Source organism: Agrobacterium sp. O3.4, from assembly GCF_041414895.1.
Lineage (GTDB): Bacteria > Pseudomonadota > Alphaproteobacteria > Rhizobiales > Rhizobiaceae > Agrobacterium > Agrobacterium cucumeris.
The window spans coordinates 201095-224222 of the sequence record NZ_JALPZP010000007.1 but is presented as its reverse complement, the minus strand read 5'-3'; the positions used below and the strand labels follow the sequence as shown (position 1 = coordinate 224222).

The window sequence follows — 23128 nt, the reverse complement described above, 5'->3', positions numbered from 1 at the left end:
AAACAAAGAGATAGAGCACGTCCAAAGATTCCGTTTTAACCGGACGTGCTTCATAGATAACAAGGGAGGAACACATGAAAATTTCGAAACTTTACGGGCTGGCTCTCGCCGCCACCATGCTGGTCGCATCCATAGCGCAGGCTGAAACGCTGACGCTTTCGACGCCGGATGCCGACAATTCCGAAATCACGCTCGCCGCCAACAAGTTTGCCGAGATCGTTTCGAAAAAGACCGACGGCAAACTCAAGATCAAGGTATTCCCGAACGGCACGCTGTATGGCGGCGACCCTTCGGCGGGCGTCAAGCAGCTGGCCGGCGGTTCGCTGGACATGCTTTTGAATTCGACCTCGCTTTACGCGACCTTCAATCCCAAGTTCACGGCCATCGCCATTCCCTACCAGTTCCGTGATATCGACCAGCTCCGGGTCTATCTCGACAGCGATCTCGGCAAGGAGCTTTCCACCGATCTGAGCAAGATCGGCATTCTCGGGCTCGATCTCTGGTCGCGGCCGCTGCGCCAGATCACCAATTCCAAGGCGCCGATTAAATCGCCGGCCGATCTCAAGGGCATGAAGCTGCGCGTGCCGAACAATCCACTCTGGGTCGAATTCTTCGGCGCCATGGGGGCTGCCCCGACACCGATGGCTTTTGCTGAAGTTTACAATGCGCTCCAGCTCAAAGTTGTTGATGGACAGGAAAATCCGGTCAACGTGCCTGTCAGCGCCAAGCTTTACGAAGTGCAGAAGTATCTGACGATCAGCAACCACATTGCTGACGCCTGGGTGCTGGGCATGAACCCGGCCCGCTTCGAAGGTCTCGACGAGGGCTTCAAGACGGCGCTGAAGGAAGCGGCGACTGAAACCGAGCTTTGGAAAGCGCAGAACGACGCTGCCGATATCGACAAGTCGCTTGAGACGCTGAAGAAGAACGGCATGGAGGTCAACACGCTGACCGATGACGAGCGCAAGGCGTTCGTAGAGGTCGCGGCCGGTCTCTCGGCGAAGTTCTCGGCGCTGGTGAAAGATCAGGCGTTCTTCGATAAGACGCAGGCTTTCCTGAAGACGAACTGACGTTTCCCGCACTTGGACGCCGGGCCTGCATCTTTTGGCAGGCCCGGTCGTCCCCAAACGTCAGCAGGCGTTGCTTTGCCAGAACGGCAGGGTGACATTCGTTTCACCGGATATCCGGTTTCAGCAGTGGAAGGGTATTGTCATGCGCGATACGAAACCTTCGGTGCTCGGCACCATCGTAAAACTCATCGCCGATATAGCCGCGGGGGCAGCCTGCGCCGGCATTCTCATCGTCGTGCTTCTTCAGGTCATCGGCCGCCTCATCGGCAGTCCGCTTCCCTGGACCGAGGAGGCGACCCGCTTTCTCTTCATCTGGATGGTCTTCCTTGGCCTTGCCGCCGGTTTCCGCACCGTGGAAAGCGCCCGTGTCGTGGTGTTTCTGGTGCTGTTCCACCGCTTCTTCCGGCGGCTGGCGGTGCCGATCTATGTCGGTTCATCGGTGTTCTTCTTCGGCATGATGGGCTGGACGGGTTTCACCCTGGTGCGCCAGCAGATCATGATGAACGAGACCGCCGCCACCCTGCCGATCCCGATGTGGGCCATCGGCATGGTTTTGCCCGTTTCCGCCATCATCGCCGTGCTCGCCATCATCGAATCGCTGCGCAGCCGCCGGGAGCTCATCGCGCTTCCCGAGCTTGGCCTGCCGGCGGACGAGATCGCCCATGCCGATATCTCCATTTCAGCAGGACATTGAGCCATGTCGGTCTTTCTTCTCATCGCCTTTTTCGGTCTCAGCATGCTTGGCGTGCCGCTTGCCATCGCGCTGGCGCTCGCCAGTGTCGGCACGCTGTGGCTCTTCACCTCCATGCCCATGGACCTGCTGTCGCAGACGATGTTCTCGTCGATGAACTCCTTCCTTCTTGTCGCCGTGCCGCTTTTCATTCTGGTCGGCACGGTCATGGAGCGGGGGCGGGTGGCGGAGCGCATCTTTGATTTCGCCGAGGCCATGGTCGGCTGGCTTCCGGGCGGGCTCGGCCACGTCAACGTCATCTCATCGGTGATCTTTTCCGGCGTCTCCGGCTCGTCCGTCGCCGATATCGCCTCGGTCGGCGCCATCGAGATCAAGGCCATGGAGCGGCATGGATTTCCAAAGGGTTATGCCGTCGGCATGACGCTCTGCACCTCGACGCTCTCCTCGATCATTCCGCCGTCGATCCTGATCGTGATTGCCGGTTCCATCGCCAACGTGTCGATCGGCACGCTGCTGATCGCCGGTCTGGTGCCCGGCCTCTTCATCGCCTTCGCCTTTCTGGTCTTCAACCACTTCTATTCGGTGCATTATGGTTACAATCCGCCGACACCGTTCAATTTCCGTCTGGTGGTCGTCACGGGTCTGCGCGCCATCCTGCCGATGCTGACACCGCTGATCCTGATCATCGGCATTGCCAGCGGCCTGTTCACGCCAACGGAAGCCGCAGCCATCGCGGTGGTTTATGTCGCGGTGCTTGGCGTCATCGTCTATCGCACGCTGCCGGTGCGGGAACTGCCGGAAATATTGATCTCGACGGCGCGCATTTCCGGCACCATCCTGTTCATCGCCGCTACCTCGCAGCTTGCCGCCTGGGTCTTCACCTTCGATGGGTTGCCCGAACAGGTGGCCGAGCTTTTGCAGGCCATGAACCTCGGCCCCATGACCGGCATGCTCGTCATCTTCGTCTTCCTGCTGATCATCGGCATCTTCATGGAAGCGATCCCGGCGATGTTCATCCTCATCCCCGTGCTGATGCCGCCGGTCGAGGCACTGGGCATCGATCCGATCCATTTCCTGATCGTGACTGTCATGACGCTGACGCTCGGGCTGGTGACGCCGCCGGTGGGGGTCTGCCTGTTTGCGGCAGCACAGGTGGCGAATATGAAGATCGAGGATGTCATTCGGGGTTCGCTGGCGCCGATGACGGTGCTGACGCTTGCCATCTTCGCGCTGGTGCTGTTCCCGGTGCTGACGCTCGGGCCAATCCGGCTGATGGGGCTTTATTGACGCGAAAACGGATTGCCTGAACCATCAGACAACGCGACGGGCTTGCCACTCGTCGCGTTGTTTTCGCATCCACTCCAGAAACAGCATGACTTTTCTCTGCCGCAGATGGGAATGCGGGCAAACGATCCATTGGGTGACGAGCTTGATGCGCGGCGCGTCCGTCACGGCCGGCACCAGCATCTTGTCCTGCAGCTCCCGCTCCATCATCAAGGTGCTTTCCAGCGCCACGCCAATGCCGAGAACGGCTGCATCGATGGCCATGTGGCTGCGGTCGAACAGGACTCGCCGCCAGCGCTTCTCAGCCGTGACACCGGCCAGAGGGAACCAGTGGTTCCATTGCGCCTGCGCCTTGACCGAATGGATCAGCCGCTGGTTCTGCAATTCCTCGGGCAGAAATTTACCCGCACCCTGATAATTCGGCGAACAGACCGGCAGGAATTCCTCCTCCACCAGCCCTTCCACGAAGAGGCCCGGCCAGCGGCCATCGCCATGGCGTAGCTCTATATCGACAAGCTCCTGCGAAAAATCCGTCGGCTCGTTGGTGCCGTCGAGGCGCACTTCAAGTTCGGGGTGCTCCTCCAGAAACGAGCCGAGACGCGGCAGCAGCCATTTGTTGGAGATTGTCGGCGTCGCCCGGATCGTCAGCGTGGTGACCGAGCGGAAGCCGCGAATACTGTCGGTGGCGTCCGATATCTGCTCGATCTGGGCGGTGATCATCGAGAAATAGCGCTCGCCGGCTTCCGTCAGCGTCACCTTGCGGCCGGTTCGCGCCATCAGCGTCGTGCCGAGCTGGCCTTCCAGCAACTGGATTTGCTGGGAAACGGCCGATGGTGTGACGCTCAGTTCCTCCGCCGCCCGGGAAATGCTGCCCGCCCTTGCCGCGGCGTGGAAAACAAGGATCGATTTTATCGGGATTTGCATGGGCAGGGCTTTGCTCAACGGAATACGGCGGTCACCTGAGTATCACAGGTGACCGCCGTGTTGAAAAGCGTTGAACGCGAGGCTTTTAGCGGTGGCTCGGCAGTTTCGGCAGGAACACCGTGAGCAGGCCGAGCAGCGGCATGTAGGAGCAGATGCGATAGACGAATTCTATGCCTTCCTTATCCGCATAAACACCCAGAACCGCAGCGCCGATGCCGCCGAAACCGAAGGCGAAACCGAAGAACATGCCGGCGATGAGGCCGACGCGGCCCGGCACCAGTTCCTGCGCGAACACGACGATGGCCGAGAAAGCGGAGGAGAACACGAAGCCGATGACGACGACGAGAATGGCCGTCCAGAACAGGTTCGCATAGGGCAGCAGCAGCGCGAAGGGAATGACGCCGAGAATCGAGAACCAGATGACGACGCGCGAGCCGAAACGGTCGCCGATCGGGCCACCAAAGAACACGCCCAGTGCCGAAGCGCCGAGGAAGAGGAACAGCAGAACCTGCGCGTCCTGAACACCAAGACCGAACTTGTCGATGGTGTAGAAGGTGAAGTAGCTGGACAGGCTGGCGAGATAGGCATTCTTGGTGGCGGTCAGAACCACCAGCACCAGAAGCGTCATCATGACAGTGCCACGCGCAAGGGGAAGCGTGCGGCTGGCCGGCGCCTTGCCGACCGTTGCGCGGCGGTGGCGGGTGTACCAGACGCCAACCCAGGAAAGCACGCCAAAACCGACGAGCGCGATCAGCGAGAACCAGCTGAGGCTCGTCTGGCCGAGCGGGATGACGATGAAGGCGGCGAGCAGCGGGCCGATGGCCGTGCCGGTATTGCCGCCCACCTGGAAGAAGGACTGCGCCAGACCATGACGGCCGCCGGATGCGAGACGCGCAACGCGGGAGGCTTCCGGATGGAAGATCGCCGAACCGATGCCGATGAGGCAGGCGCCGATCACCAGAACCTCGAAACTATGGGCAAAAGCAAGCGTGATGAGGCCGGCGCAGGTGGACAGCATGGCGATGGGCAGGGAGAACGGCATGGGCCAGCGGTCTGTCACCATGCCGACAACCGGCTGCAGCAGCGAGGCGGTGACCTGAAAGGCGAAGGTAAGCAGGCCGATCTGCATGAAATCGAGCGCGTAATTCGCCTTCAGCAGCGGATAAAGCGACGTCAGCAGGGATTGCATGATGTCGTTCAGCATGTGGCAGAAGCTGGCGGCTGCGATGATCGAAAACGCCGTGCGTTGCGGATTGAAGCTGTTGCCGGCGCTGGTAACAGTGGCCATGATGAAGTCCTCTCGGGTTCCCGGCGGAAGACGGGAAACATGTCTTTATTTCTTCCCGCTTTTATTCATATTGTTTCTGGCCTGCATTTGTGTTCTGGACGATTTTCTTTGTGAGTGGGCCAAATGGCAAAAATCAAATCGCGGCAGCCTTCAGGACTGACGCATGACGAGCATGAACGCAGTCTGAAATTGATCGACGGCACCAATGAGCCGGTGCTGGCGCTTTGCCGCGTTTACCCCACCGGGCACCGGACGCCGCCCCACAGCCATAGCCGCGTGCAGATCTGGTGCGCCCGTCAGGGCGTCGTGCTTGTCAGCACTGCGGATGGTCGCTGGATGATACCGCCCGGTCATGGATTGCTCATTCCCGCCGGGCTGCAACATGAGGCGGAAACCATCTCGACGGTGGAGATGCATTCGATCTACGTCCATCCGGACCTGTTTCATGCGGGCGCACCGCGCGTGGTGGAAATAACCGATCTCGCCTCCAGCCTGATTTCGGAATTGCTGGGTGAGGAACACCAGCCGACGGCTTTTCACCGGCAGGGCCTTGTGCGGGCGCTGTTGCTGGACGAGGTCAACCGCCTGCCGGAAAGGCCGCTCGGACTGCCTTTTCCAGATAATCAGCGTCTGGCGGCGCTGTGCCGCGATTTCCTGAAAAAGCCGGTGGCGCGAGTGGAGATCGATGACTGGGCGGCGGCCATGGGCATCAGCCGACGCTCGTTCACACGGCTGTTCCGCAACGAGCTGGGGGTGAGTTTCGTCACCTGGCGCCAGCAGGCCTGTATATTCGCCTCCCTGCCGAGACTGGCGGCCGGCGAAGCGGTGACGAATGTGGCGCTGGATGCCGGTTATGAAAATATCCCGGCTTTCACCACCATGTTCCGGCGAATGCTGGGCAGTTCACCAAGGGCCTATCGGCAGGCGGCGCGGCAGCGCAGCGCTGCTTTTTCCGATTTCGAAGAGATCGAAGGTTAAGCCGCAGTCGCCCGCATGTCGCGGCGGAAATCGGAAGGCGACATGCCGGCGATTTGGCGGAACGCCTTGTTGAAGGCGCTGACGGAGCCGAAGCCGCTTTCCATGGCGATCTGCAGGATATTGTCCTTGCCGGTCATCAGCATCGCCTGCGCGCGCGAAAGCCGCAGCAGGGTCAGATATTTGATCAGCGTCATGCCGGTGGATTTGCGGAACAGGTTCATCGCATATTTCGGATGCAGCGATGCGGCACGGGCAATCTCTGTCGCGTCGATATCGTCGAGAAAATTGGCGGCGATGAAGTCGCACATGCGCACCACGCCGATGGAGGGCGCCATGCCCTCGTCATCCTCCCTGCGTTTGCCATTGGCGGCGGATGATATGACGGAGTAGGGCTCAAGGAACATCCGCTCGACCCTGAGCAGCAATTCCTCCACCGCGTGCTGGGCTTTCGCCTGTTCGCCCGAAGTGACGTAACGGAACCAGCGGCCGAAGTTTTCCGCATCTGCCCGGTCGGTCTCAGCGCTCACCATCGTAGCACCACCCATCAGCAGGCTGGAGACGGTGGCGGGCAGCCGCATGCGGAAGAAGTGCACCAGCGGCAGATGCGCGCCGGCGTAAAACGAATCGTCGGAGGAGTGATCCATCTGGTGCGGCTGGCCACCCCAGAAGATGCACATCTGGCCGGCATCGAGCGTCAGGTCGTGATCGCCCATGCGATAATGCACCGATCCCGACATCACGTAATTCACTTCCACCTGCGCGTGCCAGTGGGGCCTGAGCATGATGGGCGGATGATTGTGAAAAAGCTGCAGCGTTGTCGGCATGCCTTCGATGCTGCTTGCACCCGGCTGGTAGAAGGCTCTTTCAGCAATCTTACTTTCCGCCAAATCGATGTTCCTTTTTTACGAGACAGATTTCCTGCCGCCGCTAATGTGCCCATGTTCGCTGAAGAACGGCAATTGAAAAAGGGAGGTTTTCAATGTGCTTGAAATTTCTTGGCGCGTCTACGGCCATGCTGCTTCTCGCAGCCCCGGCTTTCGCGCAAACAGAAACCGTCACCATCTGGAGCTGGAACGTCGCGGCTTCCGCGCTGAAATCCACGGTAGAGGGCTTCAACAAGCAGAATCCGGATATCAAGATCGTCGTTGAAGACCTTGGAAACAATCAGGTTTTTGACAAGACGCTGGCTGCCTGCGCAGCCGGGGGCGACGGTCTTCCTGATATCGTCACCATTGAAAATTTCGAGGCGGAACTGTTCTGGAGTCGTTTTCCCGATTGTTTCGCCAATCTGACCGAGCTTGGCTATACGCCTGAGAAACAGGCGCTTTTCCCTGATTTCAAGCGCACGGAACTGGAGGTTGACGGCGTCGCCTATGCGGTTCCGTGGGATTCCGGTCCGGTGGCGGTATTTTATCGCCGCGACTTCTATGAGAAGGCAGGCGTCGATCCGGCCACCATCAAAAGCTGGGATGATTTCATCGCCGCCGGCAAGAAGGTCATGGCCGCCAATCCCGGCACCGTGATGGCGCAGGCCGATTTCAATGGCGATAGCGAATGGTTTCGCATGATCGCCAATGAGCAGGGATGCGGTTACTTTTCGACCGATGGCCAGAACATCACCATCAACCAGCCCGCCTGTGTCGCGACCCTTGAAAAGGTCAAGGAAATGAAGGACGCCGGCATCATCACGGCGGCGATCTGGGATGAGAAAATCCAGGCCAATACCGCCGGCAAGGCCGCCAGCCAGATGTATGGCGCCTGGTATGAAGGTACGGTTCGTTCCGGCTCTCCTGATCTTTCCGGCAAATGGGGCGTCTATCTGATGCCGAGCCTGACGGCTGATGGTCCGCATGCGGCCAATCTCGGTGGCTCGTCGCTGGCGATCAGCTCGACATCCGAACACAAGGAAGCGGCGTGGAAATATATCGATTACGCGCTGACCACCAATGAAGGCCAGGTGACGATGCTGAAATCCTTCGGCCTCGTTCCCTCACTGCTGTCCGCCATCGATGATCCTTTCGTCAAGGAAAAGCAGGCCTATTGGGGCGGGCAGGCGGTGTGGACCGATATTCTGGCCACCCTGCCGAAGATCGTGCCGAGCCGCGGCACGGCGTTCCAGTCGGATGCGGATGCGATCTACAAGGCGACGCAGACGAAATATTTCGCCGGCGGGTATCCCGATGCGAAAGCAGCGCTTGATGATGCGGCCAAGCAGATCGAAACGGCGACGGGGCTGCCCGTCGCGCAGTAAGCCGGTGGCTGTTTTATGGACCGAGAGGGTGCTGCACTTTTCTTCTCCCCGAGGGGGAGAAGTCCGCGGCAGCGGGATGAGGGGGCGAGGGTAGCGATATCCGGAGAGCCAGCCCCCTCATCCGACCCTTCGGGCCACCTTCTCCCCCTCGGGGAGAAGAAATAGGCCGCACCGTTTTGCAATGGTCTCGCCCTCAAACGGGGGCAGGCCTCCAAGCTTTTCCATTTATCCGGCCATCGCCCGGCATATGGAGGTCGTCATGCCGTCCAGGAACAGGATCGCTTATGCGTTCCTTGCGCCCTATCTCCTGATTTTCGCCACCTTCTGGGTCTGGCCGATCATCAGCTCGTTCATGCTGTCGTTCCAGAACACGCGGATCAATCCGTGGCGGTTTGCGCCTTCCATGAACTGGGGGCGGCTGGTTTCCGATCCGGCCTTTTATAATGCGCTTTATAATACGCTGATCATTCTGGTCATTCAGGTGCCCGTGATGATCGCGCTCGCCACCGTCATGGCGGTGCTGTTGAATTCGCCGCTCCTGAAGGCGCGGCCGCTTTATCGTTTTGCCTTTTTTGCGCCTGTCGTCGTTGGCGAGGTGGCCTATGCGGCTGTCTTCCGGCTGATGTTCAGCGCCGACTTCGGCATCATCAACAAGCTCATCACCTCCGTCGGCCTTTCGCCCATCTCGTGGTTCGACAATGCCAATGCGGCCATGGCGCTGGTCATCATTGCCGTGACATGGCGCTGGGCGGGGTATAACGCCATCATCATCCTCGCCGGGTTGCAATCGATCCCCGGCGATGTCTATGAAGCGGCGACGCTGGACAAGGTGAGCAAGCGCCAGCAGTTCTTTTATATCACCCTGCCGCTCCTCAAACCCATCATCCTGTTCTGCGTTGTCCTGTCGGTCATCGGCACAATGCAGCTGTTTGCCGAACCCTTCCTCATCACCAACAGGGGCGGGCCGGGCGGCGGCACGGAGACGCTGGGGCTGTTCCTTTATCGCCAGGGCTTCACCTCGCTCAATTTCGGTTATGCCTCGGCCATTGCGTACACCATGGCGGCGCTCGCCATCGCCATTTCGCTGCTTAATCTCTGGGTCGGGAGGGAGCCGAAATGAGATCGAAATCGAGATCGCTTTTCTGGCAGAAGATCGCATTGCATGCGGCGCTGACGCCGCTTGCCATCATCTGGCTGTTTCCGCTGTGGATGATGTTCGTGTTCTCGACCATGCCGGATTACGGCATTTTCAGCCCGGACATTGTTCTGGTGCCATCCACCAATTTCGTCGAGAATTTCAACAATCTGCAGGCGGATACCAATTTCCTCAGGGCCATGTTCATCTCGATCACCGTCGCCGTCATCTACACCGTGCTTTCGGTGTTCCTGACGTCGATGGCCGGCTGGGCGCTGGCGCGTTACCGCTTTGCCGGACGCGGGGTGGTGATCGCCATCATTCTCGGCACCATCACTTTGCCTTTTGCCGTCGTTGTCATTCCGCAATTCATCATGGTGGCGCGGGAATTCAAGCTCGCCAACACCTGGGTGGCGCTGATCGTGCCGCCGCTGTTCAACTCGCTTGGCGTGCTGTTCATGCGGCAATCCTTCTCGATGATGCCGACCGAGCTTTTCGATGCGGCACGGGTGGAGGGCGTAAAGGAATGGCAGATCTTCCTGCGCATCGCCCTGCCATTGGCCCGGCCCACCATGGCGGCGCTGTCGATCATTCTCTTCCTGGCCTCGTGGAACAATTACCTCTGGCCGCTTCTCATCAATTCCCGCCCAGGAATGATGACCGCACCCGTGGCGCTTGGCACCCTCATCGGGCTCACCAAAGTGTCATGGGGCGGCATCATGGCCGGCGCGGTGCTGCTCACCGCACCCATCCTCGTGGTTTTCGTGGCTTTGCAGCGTCACTTCATCGCCGGCATTTCCGCCGGGGCAGTCAAGTAAGGGGGCCGCATGGCGGAACTTTCGCTCAACAACGTGGTCAAGCGTTACGGCGCGCTGGAAGTGATCCATGGCGCAAATCTGGAGGTAAAGGACGGGGAGTTCGTCGTTTTCGTCGGCCCCTCCGGCTGCGGCAAGTCCACGCTTCTCAGAATGATCGCCGGGCTGGAAGATATTTCCGGTGGCGATATCGTGATTGGCGGCAGGACTGTCAGCGACGCCGATCCGGCAGATCGCGGCATTGCCATGGTGTTCCAGTCCTATGCTCTTTATCCGCATATGACGGTGGCCGAAAACCTCTCCTTCGGCCTTAGAATGAACGGTAACCCCAAGGCCGATACGCAAAAGCGGGTCAACCGCGCCGCCGAAATTCTGCAGATCAACGAGTTGATGCAGCGCCGGCCGAAACAGCTGTCCGGCGGCCAGCGCCAGCGCGTCGCCATCGGCCGCGCCATCGTGCGCGAACCGCAGGTCTTCCTGTTCGACGAGCCGCTGTCCAATCTCGATGCGGAACTGCGGGTGCAGATGCGCGTGGAAATCTCCCGCCTGCACAAGCAGCTCGGCACCACGATGATCTATGTGACGCATGACCAGACCGAGGCGATGACGCTGGCCGACAAGATCGTCGTGCTGCGGGCGGGCAATATCGAGCAGGTCGGCGCGCCGCTTGATCTCTACGATGATCCCGCCAACCGCTTCGTTGCCGGTTTCGTCGGTTCGCCGAAGATGAATTTTCTCGACGCCACCATCATCGGCAGCGGCGCCGACAGCGTCACGCTCGCTCTCGACAGCGATCCTGCGGTGCGGCTGACTTTGCCGATAAAGGAACGCGTCAACGAGGGGGCCAAGGTCTCGCTTGGCATCCGGCCGGAGCATTTTGCCGATGCGGGCGGGGGCGATGCCGATCTCACCGTGCATGTCGATGTCGCCGAACATCTCGGCAATACCAGCTATGTCTATGCCCGAACCGAAGGCGGCGAGCAGCTGATCATCGAGCGGCCGGAATCGCGCGATGTCGGCAATCGCGACCGGCTGACGGTCGGCCTTTCCGCCCGCCGGGCTTTCCTTTTCGACAGCAAGGGCGAACGCCTGCGCTGAACCCTTTCCCAAGCACCCAAGACTGATATGAAAGACGAGGATTTCATGACGACCGTACAACCGATCCGCTGGGGCATCATCGGCCCGGGTACCATTGCCAGAACCTTTGCTGACGGTATCGCCCATTCCCGCACCGGCAGGTTAGAGGCCATCGCCACCCGCAATCCGGACAAGCCCGGCCTTGCCGAAGCTTTTGCCGGCGCGCGCATTATCAAGGGTTACGATGCCCTGCTTGCCGATCCCGCTATCGATGCGGTCTATATCGCCACACCCCATACCGGCCATGCCGAATGGGCGATCAAGGCTATCCGGGCCGGCAGACACGTGCTGGTGGAAAAACCCATCGCGCTCTCGGCCTATGATGCCGACGCCATTTTCCACGAGGCGAAAAAGGCCGGCGTTTTCGCCGGCGAGGCCTATATGTACCGCCTGCATCCGCAGACGGCGAAATTGCTGGAACTGGTGAAGGCCCGCGCGGTGGGCGATATCCGCATCATCCGCTCCAGCTTCGGTTTCAACATGGGGTCTTTCCGGGCCGATCACCGGCTTTTCGCCAATGAAACGGCGGGCGGCGGCATTCTGGATGTCGGCGGTTATCCGGTTTCCATGGTGCGGATGATTGCCGGTGCCGTGGACGGAAAACCCTTTGCCGAACCGGAAAAGGTCTCGGGTGCGGCGCATCTCGGCCAGTCGGGCGTTGATGAATGGGCCTCGGCCGTGTTGAAATTCGCAAACGGCATCGTCGCCGAAGTCTCGTGCTCGATCATGGCGGCGCAGGACAATGTGCTGCGCATCATCGGCTCGGAAGGGCGCATCGAGGTCAAGGATTTCTGGTTCGCCGCCGGCCACAAGGGCGGCACCGGCCGGATCGATATCATCAGGGGCGACAAGGTCGAAACCATCGAATTGCCCGAGGATCGCTGGCTTTATTCCTTCGAGGTGGATGCCGCCGGCGAGGCAATTCGCCAGGGCAGACACGAATTCGCGGCACCCGGCATGGCCTGGGCCGACAGCCTCGGCAATCTGCGTGTCATGGACCAGTGGCGGGCTTCCGTAGGGCTGGAATACAGCATCGAAAAGGCGACATCGCGCATCGGAAATATCGCCGGTGGCAAGGTCGTCGCCGGAAATTCGGTTCCCAAGCGGCAGATACCGGGCCTTGCCAAGCCGGCATCCGTGGTCGCGCTCGGTTTCGAATTCTTCCCCAATTTCGCCTCTGCATCCCTGACGCTCGATGCCTTTTACGAGGCCGGCGGCAATCTTTTCGATACGGCTTATGTCTACGGCGCAGGCAGGACCGAAGCGATTTTCGGCGACTGGCACACCAGCCGCAATGTGCCGCGTGAGGAGATCGTGCTGATCGGCAAGGGCGCGCATTCGCCGCTCTGCTATCCCGATATGATTACCAAACAGCTCGATCAGTCGCTGGAGCGGCTGAAGACGGATTATGTCGATGCCTATTTCATGCATCGCGATAATCCCGACGTGCCGGTCGGTGAATTTGTCGATGCCATGGATGCCGAAGTCCGGCGCGGCCGCATTCGCGGCATTTTCGGCGGCTCGAACTGGACGCGTGAGCGAATGGATGAGGCCGCGGCTTACGCGCAGAAGAACGGCAAACAGGCCCCCGGCGCGCTTTCCAACAATTTCTCGCTTGCCGAAATGCTCGATCCCATCTGGGCAGGCTGCGTTGCGGCATCAGACGATGAGTGGAAGGCATGGCTGCAATCGCGCCAGATCCCCAATTTCGCCTGGTCCAGCCAGGGGCGCGGTTTCTTCACCGACCGGGCAGGGCGCGACAAGCATGACGATGAGGAAATCGTCCGCGTCTGGTATTCCGACCGCAACTTCGTACGCCGCGACCGGGCAATCGAGCTTGCGCAAAAACTCGGCCGCCACCCGATCCATATCGCGCTCGCTTATGTCATCGCCCAGCCTTTCCCGGTCATCCCGCTGATCGGGCCGCGCACGGTTGCGGAGCTGGAAGACAGTCTTTCGGCGCTGGATATCGCGCTGACGCCCGAGCAGGTGAAGTGGCTGGAGGCGTGAAAGACAATGAGCGGCGGATTTATCCGCCGCCTTATTGAAATTGGGCAGAGCGTTGCCGCTTGTTTCTTCTCCCCGCCGGGGAGAAGGTGGCCCGAAGGGTCGGATGAGGGGGTAACGTTGCCGGATTACGGCGAGCTCGCCCCCTCATCCCGCTGCCGCGGACTTCTCCCCGGCGGGGAGAAGAAACAAGGGGCATCCGCTCGCTCCCACTGACGAATCTCAGGGTGGAGACATCATCTTCCACCTTCTTTCCTCTCCCGGCGACTGCTAAAGCGTAGGTTCACAAACCTGCCGCCAAACAATCACCGGGGTTCCCATGAGCGATATCGACCGAAGCCGTGCGCAGCAGCTGATGCGGGAGGCGGAGATTGATGCGCTGGTACTGTTCCAGCCCGAAGCCTTCCGTTATGCGCTCGGTGCTCCTGCCGGCGTGGCGACGATGTGGGGCAAGGCGGGTTCCGCGATTGCGCTGGTGCCGGCCGATGCCGGGGCAGGGCTCGCTGCCGTCGTCAGTGATCACGCCGCCCCGCTCATCAGGAAGGCGGCACCTGATGTCGATCTGCGCTGCCATCGCATCTGGATCGATATGGTCGATCTTTCGGGTGTGGAAACCGTCGCGCAGGTGGACGACGCCTATCGCCGCAACCATTCCGGTGGGCCGCGGCCGGAGACGTTTGATCGCACCGCCTGTTTCGGCTTGCTCTCCGATTTGCTCCGTGAGCGCGGGCTGGCTTCGGCGCGCATTGGTGCCGACCTTGAATTCATGCCCGCCGCCGATTTTTCAGCGCTGCGGCAGGCGCTGCCCGAGGTGAACTGGGTTGATGGTTCGACGGTGCTGAAACGCCTGAGGGCGGTGAAGTCAGAACGCGAGATCAAACTTCTCAGGCAGGCGGCAGCAGCCGCCGAGGCAGGGTTGGTCGAGATGGCGGCCGCCGTCCGACCGGGAGCAGCCCTTGGTCAGCTCTCCGCCGCCTGGAAATCCGGTGCGCAGACATATGCCGCGACATCCGGTTTTTCGCTGAGCGGGCATTGGGACTATATTTCCGTCGGTCCAGCCCTGTCGGATATGACGGCAGCGGTCACACCGGGCGCGCTGATCAAGGCCGATGTCGGCACGCTGGTCGACGGTTACTCGTCCGATGGCGCAAGAACTTTTTCATGGGGACCTGTGTCGCCTCTGGCGTCCGAGATTTTCAAGGCGCTGGAGGCAGCCTTCGCCTGCGGGCTGGAAGCGATCCGCCCCGGCAACAGCTTTGGCGCGGTGCACGCGGCCATGCTGGCCTCGATGCGCAGGCAAGGTTTCGGCGAATATTATCGCGGTCATTTTGGCCATTCCGTCGGCGGTGGCATGGGTATCGAGGAATGGCCGTTCTTTTCCCATGACAATCCGGAAATCATCCTTCCCGGCATGGTGGTCGCACTCGAAGCGCCCTTCTATGGCGAAGGGCTGGGCGCGCTGATGATCGAGGATCAGTTCCTCGTCACATCGTCAGGTGCGGAATGCATGAACAGCCTGCCACGCCCTCTCAGGGATCTGTCACGGCAGTGACGGCCTGCCGCCGTTCCTGCCTTTAGAGAAAGTCGTCGCGACGTGGGGTGAAGCAGTCGATCAGCTCACCCTCTTCCAGACACAGGCAGCCATGTTCGATATGGCCGGGAACGACGAGGCTGTCGCCTTTCTGCAGGTCATAGGCCTCACCATCGCGGTAAAAGCGGAAGCTGCCGCTGGCGACATAGGTGGACTGCACATGCGGATGGCTGTGCAGCTTGCCTTCTGCGCCGGTCTTGAACCGGAAGGACACGACCATCAGCTCCGGTGCTTCGGAAAGCACGGTGCGTTCCACGCCGTCATCGGGTGAAACGGTGGGGAATTTGGGAAGCTGCTGCATGTCGTTCTCCTCAGTCTTGTAATGTCGATTTTCAGCGCGGCGCACGCAGCATGGCGCGATAACGCGTCTGGCTGCTTTTCAGGTGGTTGCGCATGGCGCTGCGCGCCGCATCCTCGTTGCCATCCTGTATGGCGATCAGGATCGCTTCATGCTCGCCGACGAGACGGCTGAGATCGGCGGGTGAAAGCACGGTTTCTGCGCCATTATCAGCCACGGCGCGGCGCGGAATGACGGTTGGGCCAAGCACCTGCAGAAACTCGCTGAAGCGGGGATTGTTGGTCGCTTCGGCCACGGCGAGATGAAAGGCAAAATCGGCCTCGGCCGTCGGAATGCCCCTGGCGGCGCTGGCGCGGAAGGCGTCGAAGGCCTCGATGATCTTTTCTTCCTGCGCCGGCGAGCGGCGAATGGCGGCAAGGCCGGCGGCATCGCCTTCCACGGCAGTGCGCAATTCCAGCATCTCGATCAGCGACGAGACGCGGGCGAGATCTATATTGTGGAAAGGCCGCCGCTCGGTGGGCGCGGGCTCCAGCACGAAGACGCCAGCGCCCTGACGCGGCTCCACCAGACCGTCGGAGCGCAGCGAGGCAATCGCCTCGCGCACCACGGTGCGACTCACGCCGAATTCCTGCGTCAGCTGCGCTTCCGATGGCAGGCGGTCGCCGGTCTTGTAACGGCCCTTGGCGATCTGGCTGCGGAGTTCCTCCGAAACCTTCACCACAAGCGTTCTGCCCTGTGGAGCTGCCGGTTCGGAGGTTGTCGCTTTTGTCATCTGTGTCGCCGTTCTAAAAAGGGTGCGGGGTTGCGTCCGGATGTCCTCGATACGTTATTCGCTGCCCGGCTTGCAATCCCGCTGATCACTCAGCCTTGCTTGAAGATCGGGTTGTCGACAAACGTGCCGCCCTGGAACCGCACCAACGCATCCTTCGGGTCCGGCATCGGTGTGGTCTCGGCTATATGCTGCCGGAAGGCCTCGGCATTGTCCTTCGGTTTCCAGCCCAGGAAACCGAGATGCGAATTGTCCCACCAGCCGGCTTCATTGGCCGAGGCCCCCCAGACAACCGGGCAGCCGAGCACTGGTGCTCGAAACACCGCCTCGATCAGCGACACGAAATCATCGTATGAAAACCAGGTAGACAACATGCGGTAATTACTGGGCACCGGCGTGCAGGAGCCGATGCGCACCAGCGCCGTCTCCTGTCCGAATTTATCGAAATACATGCGGGCGAGGTTCTCGCCGAAACATTTGGAGACGCCATAAAGCCCGTCCGGACGCACCGGAACGTCGGGGCCGAGCCGCTCGGTCTGGGGATAATAACCGATCGTATGGTTGGAGCTGGCAAAGACTATCCGCGGCTGGCCGTGGGCGCGAGCGGCCTCGTAGAGATTATAAAGCCCGATGATGTTGCCCTGAAGGATCTGCTCGAAGGGCTTCTCCACCGATATGCCACCCAGATGAACGATGCCGTCGCAACCGGCAACCATGGCATTCACGGCATCCGCATCGGCAAGGTCGCATTGCACACATTCCTCGTTCGGACCGGCCGCATCGAGCGGGGAGAGATCGGCAAGACGCAATATCTCGGCCATCGGTGCGAGACGTTCACGCATGACGCGGCCAAGCTGGCCCGCCGCACCGGTAACAAGAAGCCGTTTCATTGCCATTCTCCCTCAGCTTTGCCGTCTCCGACGCAGTCGAGATATGGCGGCGCCTCTTGACCTTGTCATACAGATCGTACAAAAAGCGGATAACATATATTATGTGCCATACGCAACAATCATGAAGGATGAGTTTGATGTTGACCGTCGAAACAAGGCAGGCCGTGAACCCGGAATATGCAAAAACACTGGATACCGAAGGGCTCCGCCGGCATTTCCTCGCCAACGACATGTTCCGTTCCGGTGAAATCAGGCTGATTTATACCCATTATGACCGGTTCGTCATGGGTGGCGCGGTGCCTGGTGGTGCGCCGCTGACGCTGGACAAGGTGGAAGAAACCAAGACGCCGTCCTTCCTCGATCGTCGCGAAATGGGCATCGTCAATATCGGCGAGAGCGGCACCGTCAGCGCGGGCGGGCAGACCTACACGCTCAATCGCGGCGATGTGCTTTACCTCGGCGCGGGCAGCGGTGCTGTCACCTTTGATGGCGCTGGCCGGTTCTACATCACTTCCTGCCCGGCGCATCGCAGCCTGCCGGCCAAGCTCGTCACGCTTGCCAACAGCAAGGAAGTCAAGCTCGGCGCGACGGAAACCTCCAACAAGCGCACCATCAACCAGTTCATTCACCCGCTGGTCATGGAAAGCTGCCAGCTGGTGCTGGGCTATACCATGCTGGAGGACGGCTCGGTCTGGAATACGATTCCCTCGCATATTCATGATCGCCGCATGGAGGCCTATCTCTATTTCGGCATGGATGAGAAGTCGCGTGTGCTGCATCTGATGGGTGAGCCGCAGGAGACCCGCCATCTGTTCATTTCCAACGAAGAAGGCGCCATTTCGCCGCCCTGGTCCATCCATTCCGGCGCCGGCATCGGCTCTTACACCTTCATCTGGGCAATGGCCGGCGACAATGTCGATTACACCGACATGGACTTCATCCAGCCGGGGGATCTGAAATGAGGAACCCCTTTTCGCTTGAAGGGCGCAAGGCGCTTGTGACGGGCGCAAATACCGGTCTTGGCCAGGCGATTGCTGTTGGTCTTGCCGCCGCTGGCGCAGAGGTGGTCTGCGCCGCCCGCCGCGCGCCGGATGAAACTCTTGATATAATCGCAAAAGAAGGCGGCAAGGCGAGCGCACTGCTCATCGATTTCGCCGATCCGCTGGCGGCGAAGGACAGTTTCGCTGACGCCGGTTTCGATATTCTCATCAACAATGCCGGCATCATCCGCCGCGCCGATTCCGTCGAGTTTTCCGAACTCGATTGGGATGAGGTGATGGACGTCAATCTGAAAGCGCTGTTTTTCACCACGCAGGCTTTCGCGAAAGAGCTGCTGGCGAAAGGCCGCTCCGGCAAGGTGGTCAATATCGCCTCGCTTCTGTCGTTCCAGGGTGGCATCCGCGTGCCGTCCTACACGGCGGCGAAACATGGCGTTGCCGGTCTCACCAAGCTTCTGGCCAATGAGTGGGCCGCCAGGGGCGTCAACGTGAATGCCATTGCGCCCGGTTATATCGAAACCAACAATACCGAGGCGCTGCGTGCGGATGCCGCCCGCAACAAGGCCATCCTCGAGCGTATTCCGGCAGGTCGCTGGGGGCACTCGCAGGATATTGCCGGCGCGGCGGTATTTCTGGCGTCGCCGGCGGCGGATTACGTGCATGGCGCCATTCTCAATGTCGATGGCGGCTGGCTGGCGCGTTAATCTGTCACAGATTTTCGAAATTCATCATACAAGATGTATGATGAGTTGTTGACAAAGATGCGGCAAGCGGCTTAGGTGGCTTTCAGTCAGTGAACTTGCAGAGGAATTTCGATGATGAACCCTGAACAAATAAAGACGGCGCTCGGCTCCGGTCTGTTGTCCTTCCCGGTCACCCATTTCAATGCCGAGGGTCGTTTTGCGGCCGATAGCTACAGGGCGCATGTCGAATGGCTCGCCGGTTATAAAGCGCCGGTGCTGTTTGCCGCCGGCGGCACGGGCGAGTTCTTCTCGCTGAAGCCGGATGAAATCCCCACCATCGTTTCCGCCGCCAAGGAAGTGGCCGGCGAAACCGCCATCGTATCCGGATGCGGTTACGGCACCGAGATTGCCGTCGACATTGCCCGCTCGGTCGAAAAGGTCGGTGCCGATGGCATTCTGCTTCTGCCGCATTACCTTATCGATGCGCCGCAGGAAGGCCTTTACGCCCATATCAAGAAGGTGTGTCAGTCGGTCGGCATCGGCGTCATGGTTTATAACCGCGACAATTCCGTGCTGCAGGCCGATACGCTGGCGCGTCTTTGTGACGAGTGCCCAAACCTTGTCGGTTTCAAGGATGGCACCGGCGATATCGGCCTCGTGCGCCAGATCACCGCCAAGATGGGCGACCGCCTGATGTATCTCGGCGGCATGCCGACGGCGGAACTGTTTGCCGAAGCCTATCTCGGCGCCGGTTTCACCACTTATTCCTCGGCCGTCTTCAACTTCGTACCTGGCCTTGCCAACGAGTTCTATGCGGCGCTGCGTGCCGGCGAACGCGCCACCTGCGAACGCATCCTGACGGATTTCTTCTATCCGTTCATGGCGATCCGCAACCGCGCCAAGGGTTATGCCGTCTCCGCCGTCAAGGCCGGTGTGCGCCTGCAGGGCTTCAACGCCGGGCCGGTGCGTGCGCCGCTGAAAGACCTGACCAATGAGGAAATCGGCATGCTCGAAGCCCTGATTGGCACGCACAAGCGTAAAGCCTGATCACGGCATAACGGGAGGGGAGCCATGAAAATCACTGCGGTGCGCACGCATCTGCTCGAACACCGGCTGGACACGCCGTTTGAAAGCGCTTCCATGCGCTTTGATCGACGCGCCCATATTCTGGTGGAGATCGAATGCGATGACGGAACGGTCGGCTGGGGCGAATGCCTTGGCCCGGCCAGACCGAACGCCGCCGTGGTTCAGGCTTATGCTGGCTGGCTTATCGGCCAGGACCCGCGCCAGACCGAAAAGCTGTGGGCCGTGCTTTATAATGCCCTGCGCGATCAGGGCCAGCGCGGCCTCAGCCTCACGGCGCTTTCCGGCATCGATATCGCGCTCTGGGATATCAAGGGCAAGCATTACGGTGCTTCCATCTCAATGCTGCTTGGCGGGCGCTGGCGCGAAAGCGTGCGCGCTTATGCCACCGGCAGCTTCAAGCGCGATGGTGTCGACCGCGTGTCCGATAATGCGTCCGAGATGGCGCAGCGCCGGGCTGAAGGCTTTCACGCCTGCAAGATCAAGATCGGTTTCGGCATTGAAGAAGACCTCAGGGTCATCGCCGCCGTGCGCGAGGTGATCGGGCCGGATATGCGGCTGATGATCGACGCCAATCACGGTTATACCATCACCGAAGCCATCATGCTCGGCAACCGCGCTGCCGACTATGGCATCGACTGGTTCGAAGAGCCTGTTGTTCCCGAACAGCTGGATGCCTATGCCCACGTGCGAGCCGGCCAGCCGATCCCGGTTGCGGGCGGTGAGACCTGGCATGGGCGTTACGGCATGTGGCAGGCGCTTTCCGCCGGAGCCGTGGATATTCTCCAGCCCGATCTCTGCGGCTGCGGTGGTTTTTCCGAAACGCAGAAGATCGCCACGCTTGCCACGTTACATGGCGTGCGCATCGTGCCGCATGTCTGGGGCACCGGCGTGCAGATCGCCGCCGCGCTGCAATTCATGGCGGCGATGACGCCAGATCCCGTTCGCGTCAATCCGATAGAGCCGATCATGGAATTCGACCGCACCTATAATCCGTTCCGGCAGGCGGTTCTGAGCAAGCCGATCGAAGCGGTCAATGGCGTTGTCGCCATTCCCGATGGTCCGGGTCTTGGCATCGAAATCAACCGGGATGCCCTTGTCGAATTCAGGATGCCGGACGCATGAGTGAGCTTGAACGCCAGCTGACGGGTGAAGCGCCGAACCCTGCTTTTCCGAAAGGCGCTGTCGATACGCAGATGCATCTTTATCTGCCCGGCTACCCCGCCTTGCCGGGCGGGCCGGGCCTGCCGCCGGGCTCGCTTCCCGGTCCCGCCGATTATCGGAAGCTGATGCAATGGCTCGGTATCGACCGGGTCATCATCACCCAAGGCAATGCGCACCAGCGCGACAATGCCAATACGCTTGCCTGCGTTGCTGAAATCGGCGAAGCGGCCCGCGCGGTTGTCATCATTGATGCGAGCACCACCGAAAAGGACATGGAAAGCCTCACCGCTGCCGGTACCGTCGGTGCACGTATCATGGACCTGCCGGGCGGTGCGGTGAACCTGTCCGAGCTGGAAGCCGTGGATGAGCGGGCGCATGCGGCCGACTGGATGGTGGCGGTGCAGTTTGATGGCAATACGTTGCTCGATCACCTGCCGCGTCTTGAGAAAATCCGCTCGCGCTGGGTGTTCGATCACCACGGCAAGTTCTTCAAGGGCATCAAGACCGACGGCCCGGAGATGGCAGCACTCCTGAAGCTCGTCGACCGTGGCAATCTCTGGTTCAAGTTTGCTGGCGTCTATGAAAGTTCGCGTGACAACTGGCCCTATGAAGACGTCGCCGCCTTTTCGCGGGTGATTGCGGCCCATGCGCCGGAACGCATCGTCTGGGGCACCAATTGGCCGCATAATTCCATCAGGGAGACCGCAGCCTATCCCGATGATGCAAGGCTTGCGGAACTGGTTCTGGGCTGGCTGCCGGATGACGCTGCGCGCCAACGTGCTTTGGTGGATAATCCTGAGGCGCTGTTCAAGCTGCCACCATCAGCTGCGGCATAATTTCCGTCGAGACGATGGGACAAGGCAAACCCATCATCCCTGACTGAAGGGTCTTGGCAAGTCGGGCTGGCAGGCGTCGTAATCTTGTTGAGGAAACTCATGAAAGCCACTGATTATTTTGATCAATTCTCAAAAAGATACCGGCACTACAAGGGTGGCAGCTGGTGTTATGAGGATGGATGTATCTATCGGGGGCTGCAGCTTCTGTTCCAGGCGAACGGAGACCGGCGCTGGAGCGAACATCTTCATCGTCTGGCTGATGCGCAGATATCGGCCGGTGGAGTGCTTACCGGTTATGCGCCGGAAGAATATAATATCGATCATGTTCTCGCCGGGCGCGTCCTCTTTCCGCTGGCGGCGGAAACGGGTGAGGCGCGTTATCTGGCCGCCGCGGAACATCTGACGGGCCAACTCCACAGCCATCCGCGCATCAAGGCGGGCAATTATTGGCACAAGAAGCGTTACCCGCATCAGGTCTGGCTGGATGGGCTCTATATGGGGCTGCCTTTCCAGATCGAATATGCGCAGGCGACCGGTCGCGCTGAACTGATCGACGATGCACTTCGGCAATTCGCAACCGCGCTTGCACTGACGGCGGATGCCGGCGGACTTTATGTCCATGGCTATGATGAAAGCCGCGAGCAGCGCTGGGCCGATCCTGCAAGCGGCAAATCGCCGGCCATCTGGGCGCGTGCGGTGGGCTGGCTTGCGATGGCGCTGGTGGATGCACTGGTCATCCTGCCGGATGATGACAGGACGGCGCAGCTTCGGGAAAAGACGCGTCTGCTTCTGGCCGGACTTGTTGCACGGCAGACGCCAAACGGTTTGTGGATGCAGGTGCTCGATAATCCGGCACTTGCCGGCAATTACGAGGAAACCTCCGCCTCGGCCATGTTCGCTTACGCCCTGCTGCGGGCGAGCCGGTTGCGGCTCTTATCAGGTAAAGAGGCGGATGTTGCCCGCGCGGCTGGCCGCCGGGCGCTTGATGCATTGCTGGAAACGCGGCTCAAGGCTGATGAAGAGGGTGTCGTCCGCCTAACCGGCATCGTCCATGTTGCCGGGCTTGGCGGCTTCGAGGGCAATTATCGTGATGGCTCTCCGGACTATTACCTGACCGAGCCGGTTGTCTCCGATGACGCCAAAGGCGTCGGGCCGCTGATGATGGCCTATGCCGAAAATCTGCTTGCGGGGTGAAAAAAGGGCGAAGGGGGGCGGAAACGGTTCCGCCCCTTTGGT

Annotated in this window: 22 protein-coding genes; 16 read left to right on the top strand and 6 right to left on the bottom strand. The window is 60.4% G+C overall.

Annotated features, from left to right (window positions below):
- Positions 1-74: 74 nt before the first annotated feature.
- From M0412_RS23540 to M0412_RS23530, 3 genes are all read left to right on the top strand, one after another.
- A complete protein-coding gene (locus M0412_RS23540) occupies positions 75-1070 on the top strand; it encodes a DctP family TRAP transporter solute-binding subunit (protein WP_080820762.1) in 996 nt (331 codons plus the stop codon).
- A gap of 142 nt (positions 1071-1212) precedes the next feature.
- The gene (locus tag M0412_RS23535) at positions 1213-1764 is read left to right on the top strand and encodes a TRAP transporter small permease (protein ID WP_003522700.1); all 552 of its coding nucleotides are present in this window, start codon (positions 1213-1215) and stop codon (positions 1762-1764) included.
- A gap of 3 nt (positions 1765-1767) precedes the next feature.
- A complete protein-coding gene (locus M0412_RS23530; protein WP_269702679.1) occupies positions 1768-3048 on the top strand; it encodes a TRAP transporter large permease in 1281 nt (426 codons plus the stop codon).
- A gap of 24 nt (positions 3049-3072) precedes the next feature.
- Here the strand turns inward: M0412_RS23530 and M0412_RS23525 are convergent, their stop codons facing one another.
- Complete coding sequence (locus tag M0412_RS23525; protein WP_065116543.1) at positions 3073-3969, bottom strand: LysR substrate-binding domain-containing protein; 897 nt, start codon at positions 3967-3969, stop codon at positions 3073-3075.
- A gap of 85 nt (positions 3970-4054) precedes the next feature.
- Positions 4055-5257: an MFS transporter gene (locus M0412_RS23520; RefSeq protein ID WP_269702682.1), complete on the bottom strand. Its 1203-nt coding sequence runs from the start codon at positions 5255-5257 to the stop codon at positions 4055-4057.
- A 123-nt stretch (positions 5258-5380) separates the two neighbouring features.
- Between M0412_RS23520 and M0412_RS23515 the strand changes: the two genes are divergently transcribed.
- Positions 5381-6235 (top strand): helix-turn-helix domain-containing protein, encoded by an 855-nt coding sequence (locus tag M0412_RS23515; RefSeq protein ID WP_107327276.1) that lies wholly within the window; start codon positions 5381-5383, stop codon positions 6233-6235.
- On the opposite strand, the gene M0412_RS23510 is transcribed toward M0412_RS23515, so the two are convergent.
- On the bottom strand, positions 6232-7122 hold the full coding sequence (locus M0412_RS23510; protein ID WP_080820769.1) for a helix-turn-helix domain-containing protein: 891 nt from the start codon (positions 7120-7122) through the stop codon (positions 6232-6234). The two genes, M0412_RS23515 and M0412_RS23510, sit on opposite strands and share 4 nt — an antisense overlap.
- Before the next feature lie 92 nt (positions 7123-7214).
- Here M0412_RS23510 and M0412_RS23505 point away from each other — a divergent pair, with 92 nt between their 5' ends.
- The 6 genes from M0412_RS23505 to M0412_RS23480 all read left to right on the top strand — a co-directional run bounded on the left by M0412_RS23505 (position 7215) and on the right by M0412_RS23480 (position 15132).
- The gene (locus M0412_RS23505; protein WP_110760037.1) at positions 7215-8486 is read left to right on the top strand and encodes a sugar ABC transporter substrate-binding protein; all 1272 of its coding nucleotides are present in this window, start codon (positions 7215-7217) and stop codon (positions 8484-8486) included.
- A gap of 259 nt (positions 8487-8745) precedes the next feature.
- Positions 8746-9606 (top strand): carbohydrate ABC transporter permease, encoded by an 861-nt coding sequence (locus tag M0412_RS23500; RefSeq protein WP_003523586.1) that lies wholly within the window; start codon positions 8746-8748, stop codon positions 9604-9606.
- The gene (locus M0412_RS23495; RefSeq protein ID WP_046800394.1) at positions 9603-10439 is read left to right on the top strand and encodes a carbohydrate ABC transporter permease; all 837 of its coding nucleotides are present in this window, start codon (positions 9603-9605) and stop codon (positions 10437-10439) included. Before M0412_RS23500 ends, M0412_RS23495 begins: the two co-directional genes overlap by 4 nt.
- Positions 10440-10448: 9 nt before the next feature.
- Positions 10449-11534, top strand: coding sequence for an ABC transporter ATP-binding protein (locus M0412_RS23490; RefSeq protein ID WP_137454760.1), 1086 nt, complete (start codon positions 10449-10451; stop codon positions 11532-11534).
- 45 nt (positions 11535-11579) lie between these two features.
- The gene (locus M0412_RS23485) at positions 11580-13583 is read left to right on the top strand and encodes an aldo/keto reductase (protein WP_269702703.1); all 2004 of its coding nucleotides are present in this window, start codon (positions 11580-11582) and stop codon (positions 13581-13583) included.
- A gap of 316 nt (positions 13584-13899) precedes the next feature.
- Positions 13900-15132, top strand: coding sequence for a Xaa-Pro peptidase family protein (locus tag M0412_RS23480; protein WP_269702705.1), 1233 nt, complete (start codon positions 13900-13902; stop codon positions 15130-15132).
- A 22-nt stretch (positions 15133-15154) separates the two neighbouring features.
- Here the strand turns inward: M0412_RS23480 and M0412_RS23475 are convergent, their stop codons facing one another.
- The 3 genes from M0412_RS23475 to M0412_RS23465 form a co-directional block, all read right to left on the bottom strand.
- On the bottom strand, positions 15155-15472 hold the full coding sequence (locus M0412_RS23475; RefSeq protein ID WP_110760129.1) for a cupin domain-containing protein: 318 nt from the start codon (positions 15470-15472) through the stop codon (positions 15155-15157).
- Positions 15473-15503: 31 nt separating this feature from the next.
- Positions 15504-16241 carry a FadR/GntR family transcriptional regulator gene (locus tag M0412_RS23470; protein ID WP_142843225.1) on the bottom strand — a complete coding sequence of 246 codons (738 nt, stop codon included), beginning with the start codon at positions 16239-16241 and terminating at the stop codon, positions 15504-15506.
- 89 nt (positions 16242-16330) lie between these two features.
- Positions 16331-17128 carry an NAD(P)-dependent oxidoreductase gene (locus tag M0412_RS23465; RefSeq protein WP_269702709.1) on the bottom strand — a complete coding sequence of 266 codons (798 nt, stop codon included), beginning with the start codon at positions 17126-17128 and terminating at the stop codon, positions 16331-16333.
- 137 nt (positions 17129-17265) lie between these two features.
- On the opposite strand from M0412_RS23465, the gene kduI reads away from it, so the two are divergent.
- From kduI to M0412_RS23435, 6 genes are all read left to right on the top strand, one after another.
- On the top strand, positions 17266-18090 hold the full coding sequence (kduI, locus tag M0412_RS23460; protein WP_269702711.1) for a 5-dehydro-4-deoxy-D-glucuronate isomerase: 825 nt from the start codon (positions 17266-17268) through the stop codon (positions 18088-18090).
- Complete coding sequence (kduD, locus tag M0412_RS23455; RefSeq protein WP_269702713.1) at positions 18087-18830, top strand: 2-dehydro-3-deoxy-D-gluconate 5-dehydrogenase KduD; 744 nt, start codon at positions 18087-18089, stop codon at positions 18828-18830. The genes kduI and kduD overlap by 4 nt, the downstream gene beginning before the upstream one ends.
- Positions 18831-18944: 114 nt before the next feature.
- Positions 18945-19856 carry a 5-dehydro-4-deoxyglucarate dehydratase gene (gene kdgD, locus M0412_RS23450; protein WP_269702715.1) on the top strand — a complete coding sequence of 304 codons (912 nt, stop codon included), beginning with the start codon at positions 18945-18947 and terminating at the stop codon, positions 19854-19856.
- Between the two features lie 24 nt (positions 19857-19880).
- A complete protein-coding gene (locus M0412_RS23445; protein ID WP_269702717.1) occupies positions 19881-21017 on the top strand; it encodes a D-galactarolactone cycloisomerase in 1137 nt (378 codons plus the stop codon).
- Positions 21014-21892 carry an amidohydrolase family protein gene (locus M0412_RS23440; RefSeq protein ID WP_269702719.1) on the top strand — a complete coding sequence of 293 codons (879 nt, stop codon included), beginning with the start codon at positions 21014-21016 and terminating at the stop codon, positions 21890-21892. The genes M0412_RS23445 and M0412_RS23440 overlap by 4 nt, the downstream gene beginning before the upstream one ends.
- Before the next feature lie 99 nt (positions 21893-21991).
- Positions 21992-23086 (top strand): glycoside hydrolase family 105 protein, encoded by a 1095-nt coding sequence (locus tag M0412_RS23435; protein ID WP_269702721.1) that lies wholly within the window; start codon positions 21992-21994, stop codon positions 23084-23086.
- The last annotated feature ends 42 nt before the right edge of the window (positions 23087-23128 follow it).

Excerpts from the sequence above, each read along its gene's own strand:
- M0412_RS23540 (WP_080820762.1), top strand. The coding sequence starts at position 75 with ATGAAAATTTCGAAACTTTACGGGCTGGCTCTCGCCGCCACCATGCTG.
- M0412_RS23535 (WP_003522700.1), top strand. The coding sequence starts at position 1,213 with ATGCGCGATACGAAACCTTCGGTGCTCGGCACCATCGTAAAACTCATC.
- M0412_RS23530 (WP_269702679.1), top strand. The coding sequence starts at position 1,768 with ATGTCGGTCTTTCTTCTCATCGCCTTTTTCGGTCTCAGCATGCTTGGC.
- M0412_RS23525 (WP_065116543.1), bottom strand. The coding sequence starts at position 3,969 with ATGCAAATCCCGATAAAATCGATCCTTGTTTTCCACGCCGCGGCAAGG.
- M0412_RS23520 (WP_269702682.1), bottom strand. The coding sequence starts at position 5,257 with ATGGCCACTGTTACCAGCGCCGGCAACAGCTTCAATCCGCAACGCACG.
- M0412_RS23515 (WP_107327276.1), top strand. The coding sequence starts at position 5,381 with ATGGCAAAAATCAAATCGCGGCAGCCTTCAGGACTGACGCATGACGAG.
- M0412_RS23505 (WP_110760037.1), top strand. The coding sequence starts at position 7,215 with ATGTGCTTGAAATTTCTTGGCGCGTCTACGGCCATGCTGCTTCTCGCA.
- M0412_RS23500 (WP_003523586.1), top strand. The coding sequence starts at position 8,746 with ATGCCGTCCAGGAACAGGATCGCTTATGCGTTCCTTGCGCCCTATCTC.
- M0412_RS23495 (WP_046800394.1), top strand. The coding sequence starts at position 9,603 with ATGAGATCGAAATCGAGATCGCTTTTCTGGCAGAAGATCGCATTGCAT.
- M0412_RS23490 (WP_137454760.1), top strand. The coding sequence starts at position 10,449 with ATGGCGGAACTTTCGCTCAACAACGTGGTCAAGCGTTACGGCGCGCTG.
- M0412_RS23485 (WP_269702703.1), top strand. The coding sequence starts at position 11,580 with ATGACGACCGTACAACCGATCCGCTGGGGCATCATCGGCCCGGGTACC.
- M0412_RS23480 (WP_269702705.1), top strand. The coding sequence starts at position 13,900 with ATGAGCGATATCGACCGAAGCCGTGCGCAGCAGCTGATGCGGGAGGCG.
- M0412_RS23475 (WP_110760129.1), bottom strand. The coding sequence starts at position 15,472 with ATGCAGCAGCTTCCCAAATTCCCCACCGTTTCACCCGATGACGGCGTG.
- M0412_RS23470 (WP_142843225.1), bottom strand. The coding sequence starts at position 16,241 with ATGACAAAAGCGACAACCTCCGAACCGGCAGCTCCACAGGGCAGAACG.
- M0412_RS23465 (WP_269702709.1), bottom strand. The coding sequence starts at position 17,128 with ATGAAACGGCTTCTTGTTACCGGTGCGGCGGGCCAGCTTGGCCGCGTC.
- kduI (WP_269702711.1), top strand. The coding sequence starts at position 17,266 with ATGTTGACCGTCGAAACAAGGCAGGCCGTGAACCCGGAATATGCAAAA.
- kduD (WP_269702713.1), top strand. The coding sequence starts at position 18,087 with ATGAGGAACCCCTTTTCGCTTGAAGGGCGCAAGGCGCTTGTGACGGGC.
- kdgD (WP_269702715.1), top strand. The coding sequence starts at position 18,945 with ATGAACCCTGAACAAATAAAGACGGCGCTCGGCTCCGGTCTGTTGTCC.
- M0412_RS23445 (WP_269702717.1), top strand. The coding sequence starts at position 19,881 with ATGAAAATCACTGCGGTGCGCACGCATCTGCTCGAACACCGGCTGGAC.
- M0412_RS23440 (WP_269702719.1), top strand. The coding sequence starts at position 21,014 with ATGAGTGAGCTTGAACGCCAGCTGACGGGTGAAGCGCCGAACCCTGCT.
- M0412_RS23435 (WP_269702721.1), top strand. The coding sequence starts at position 21,992 with ATGAAAGCCACTGATTATTTTGATCAATTCTCAAAAAGATACCGGCAC.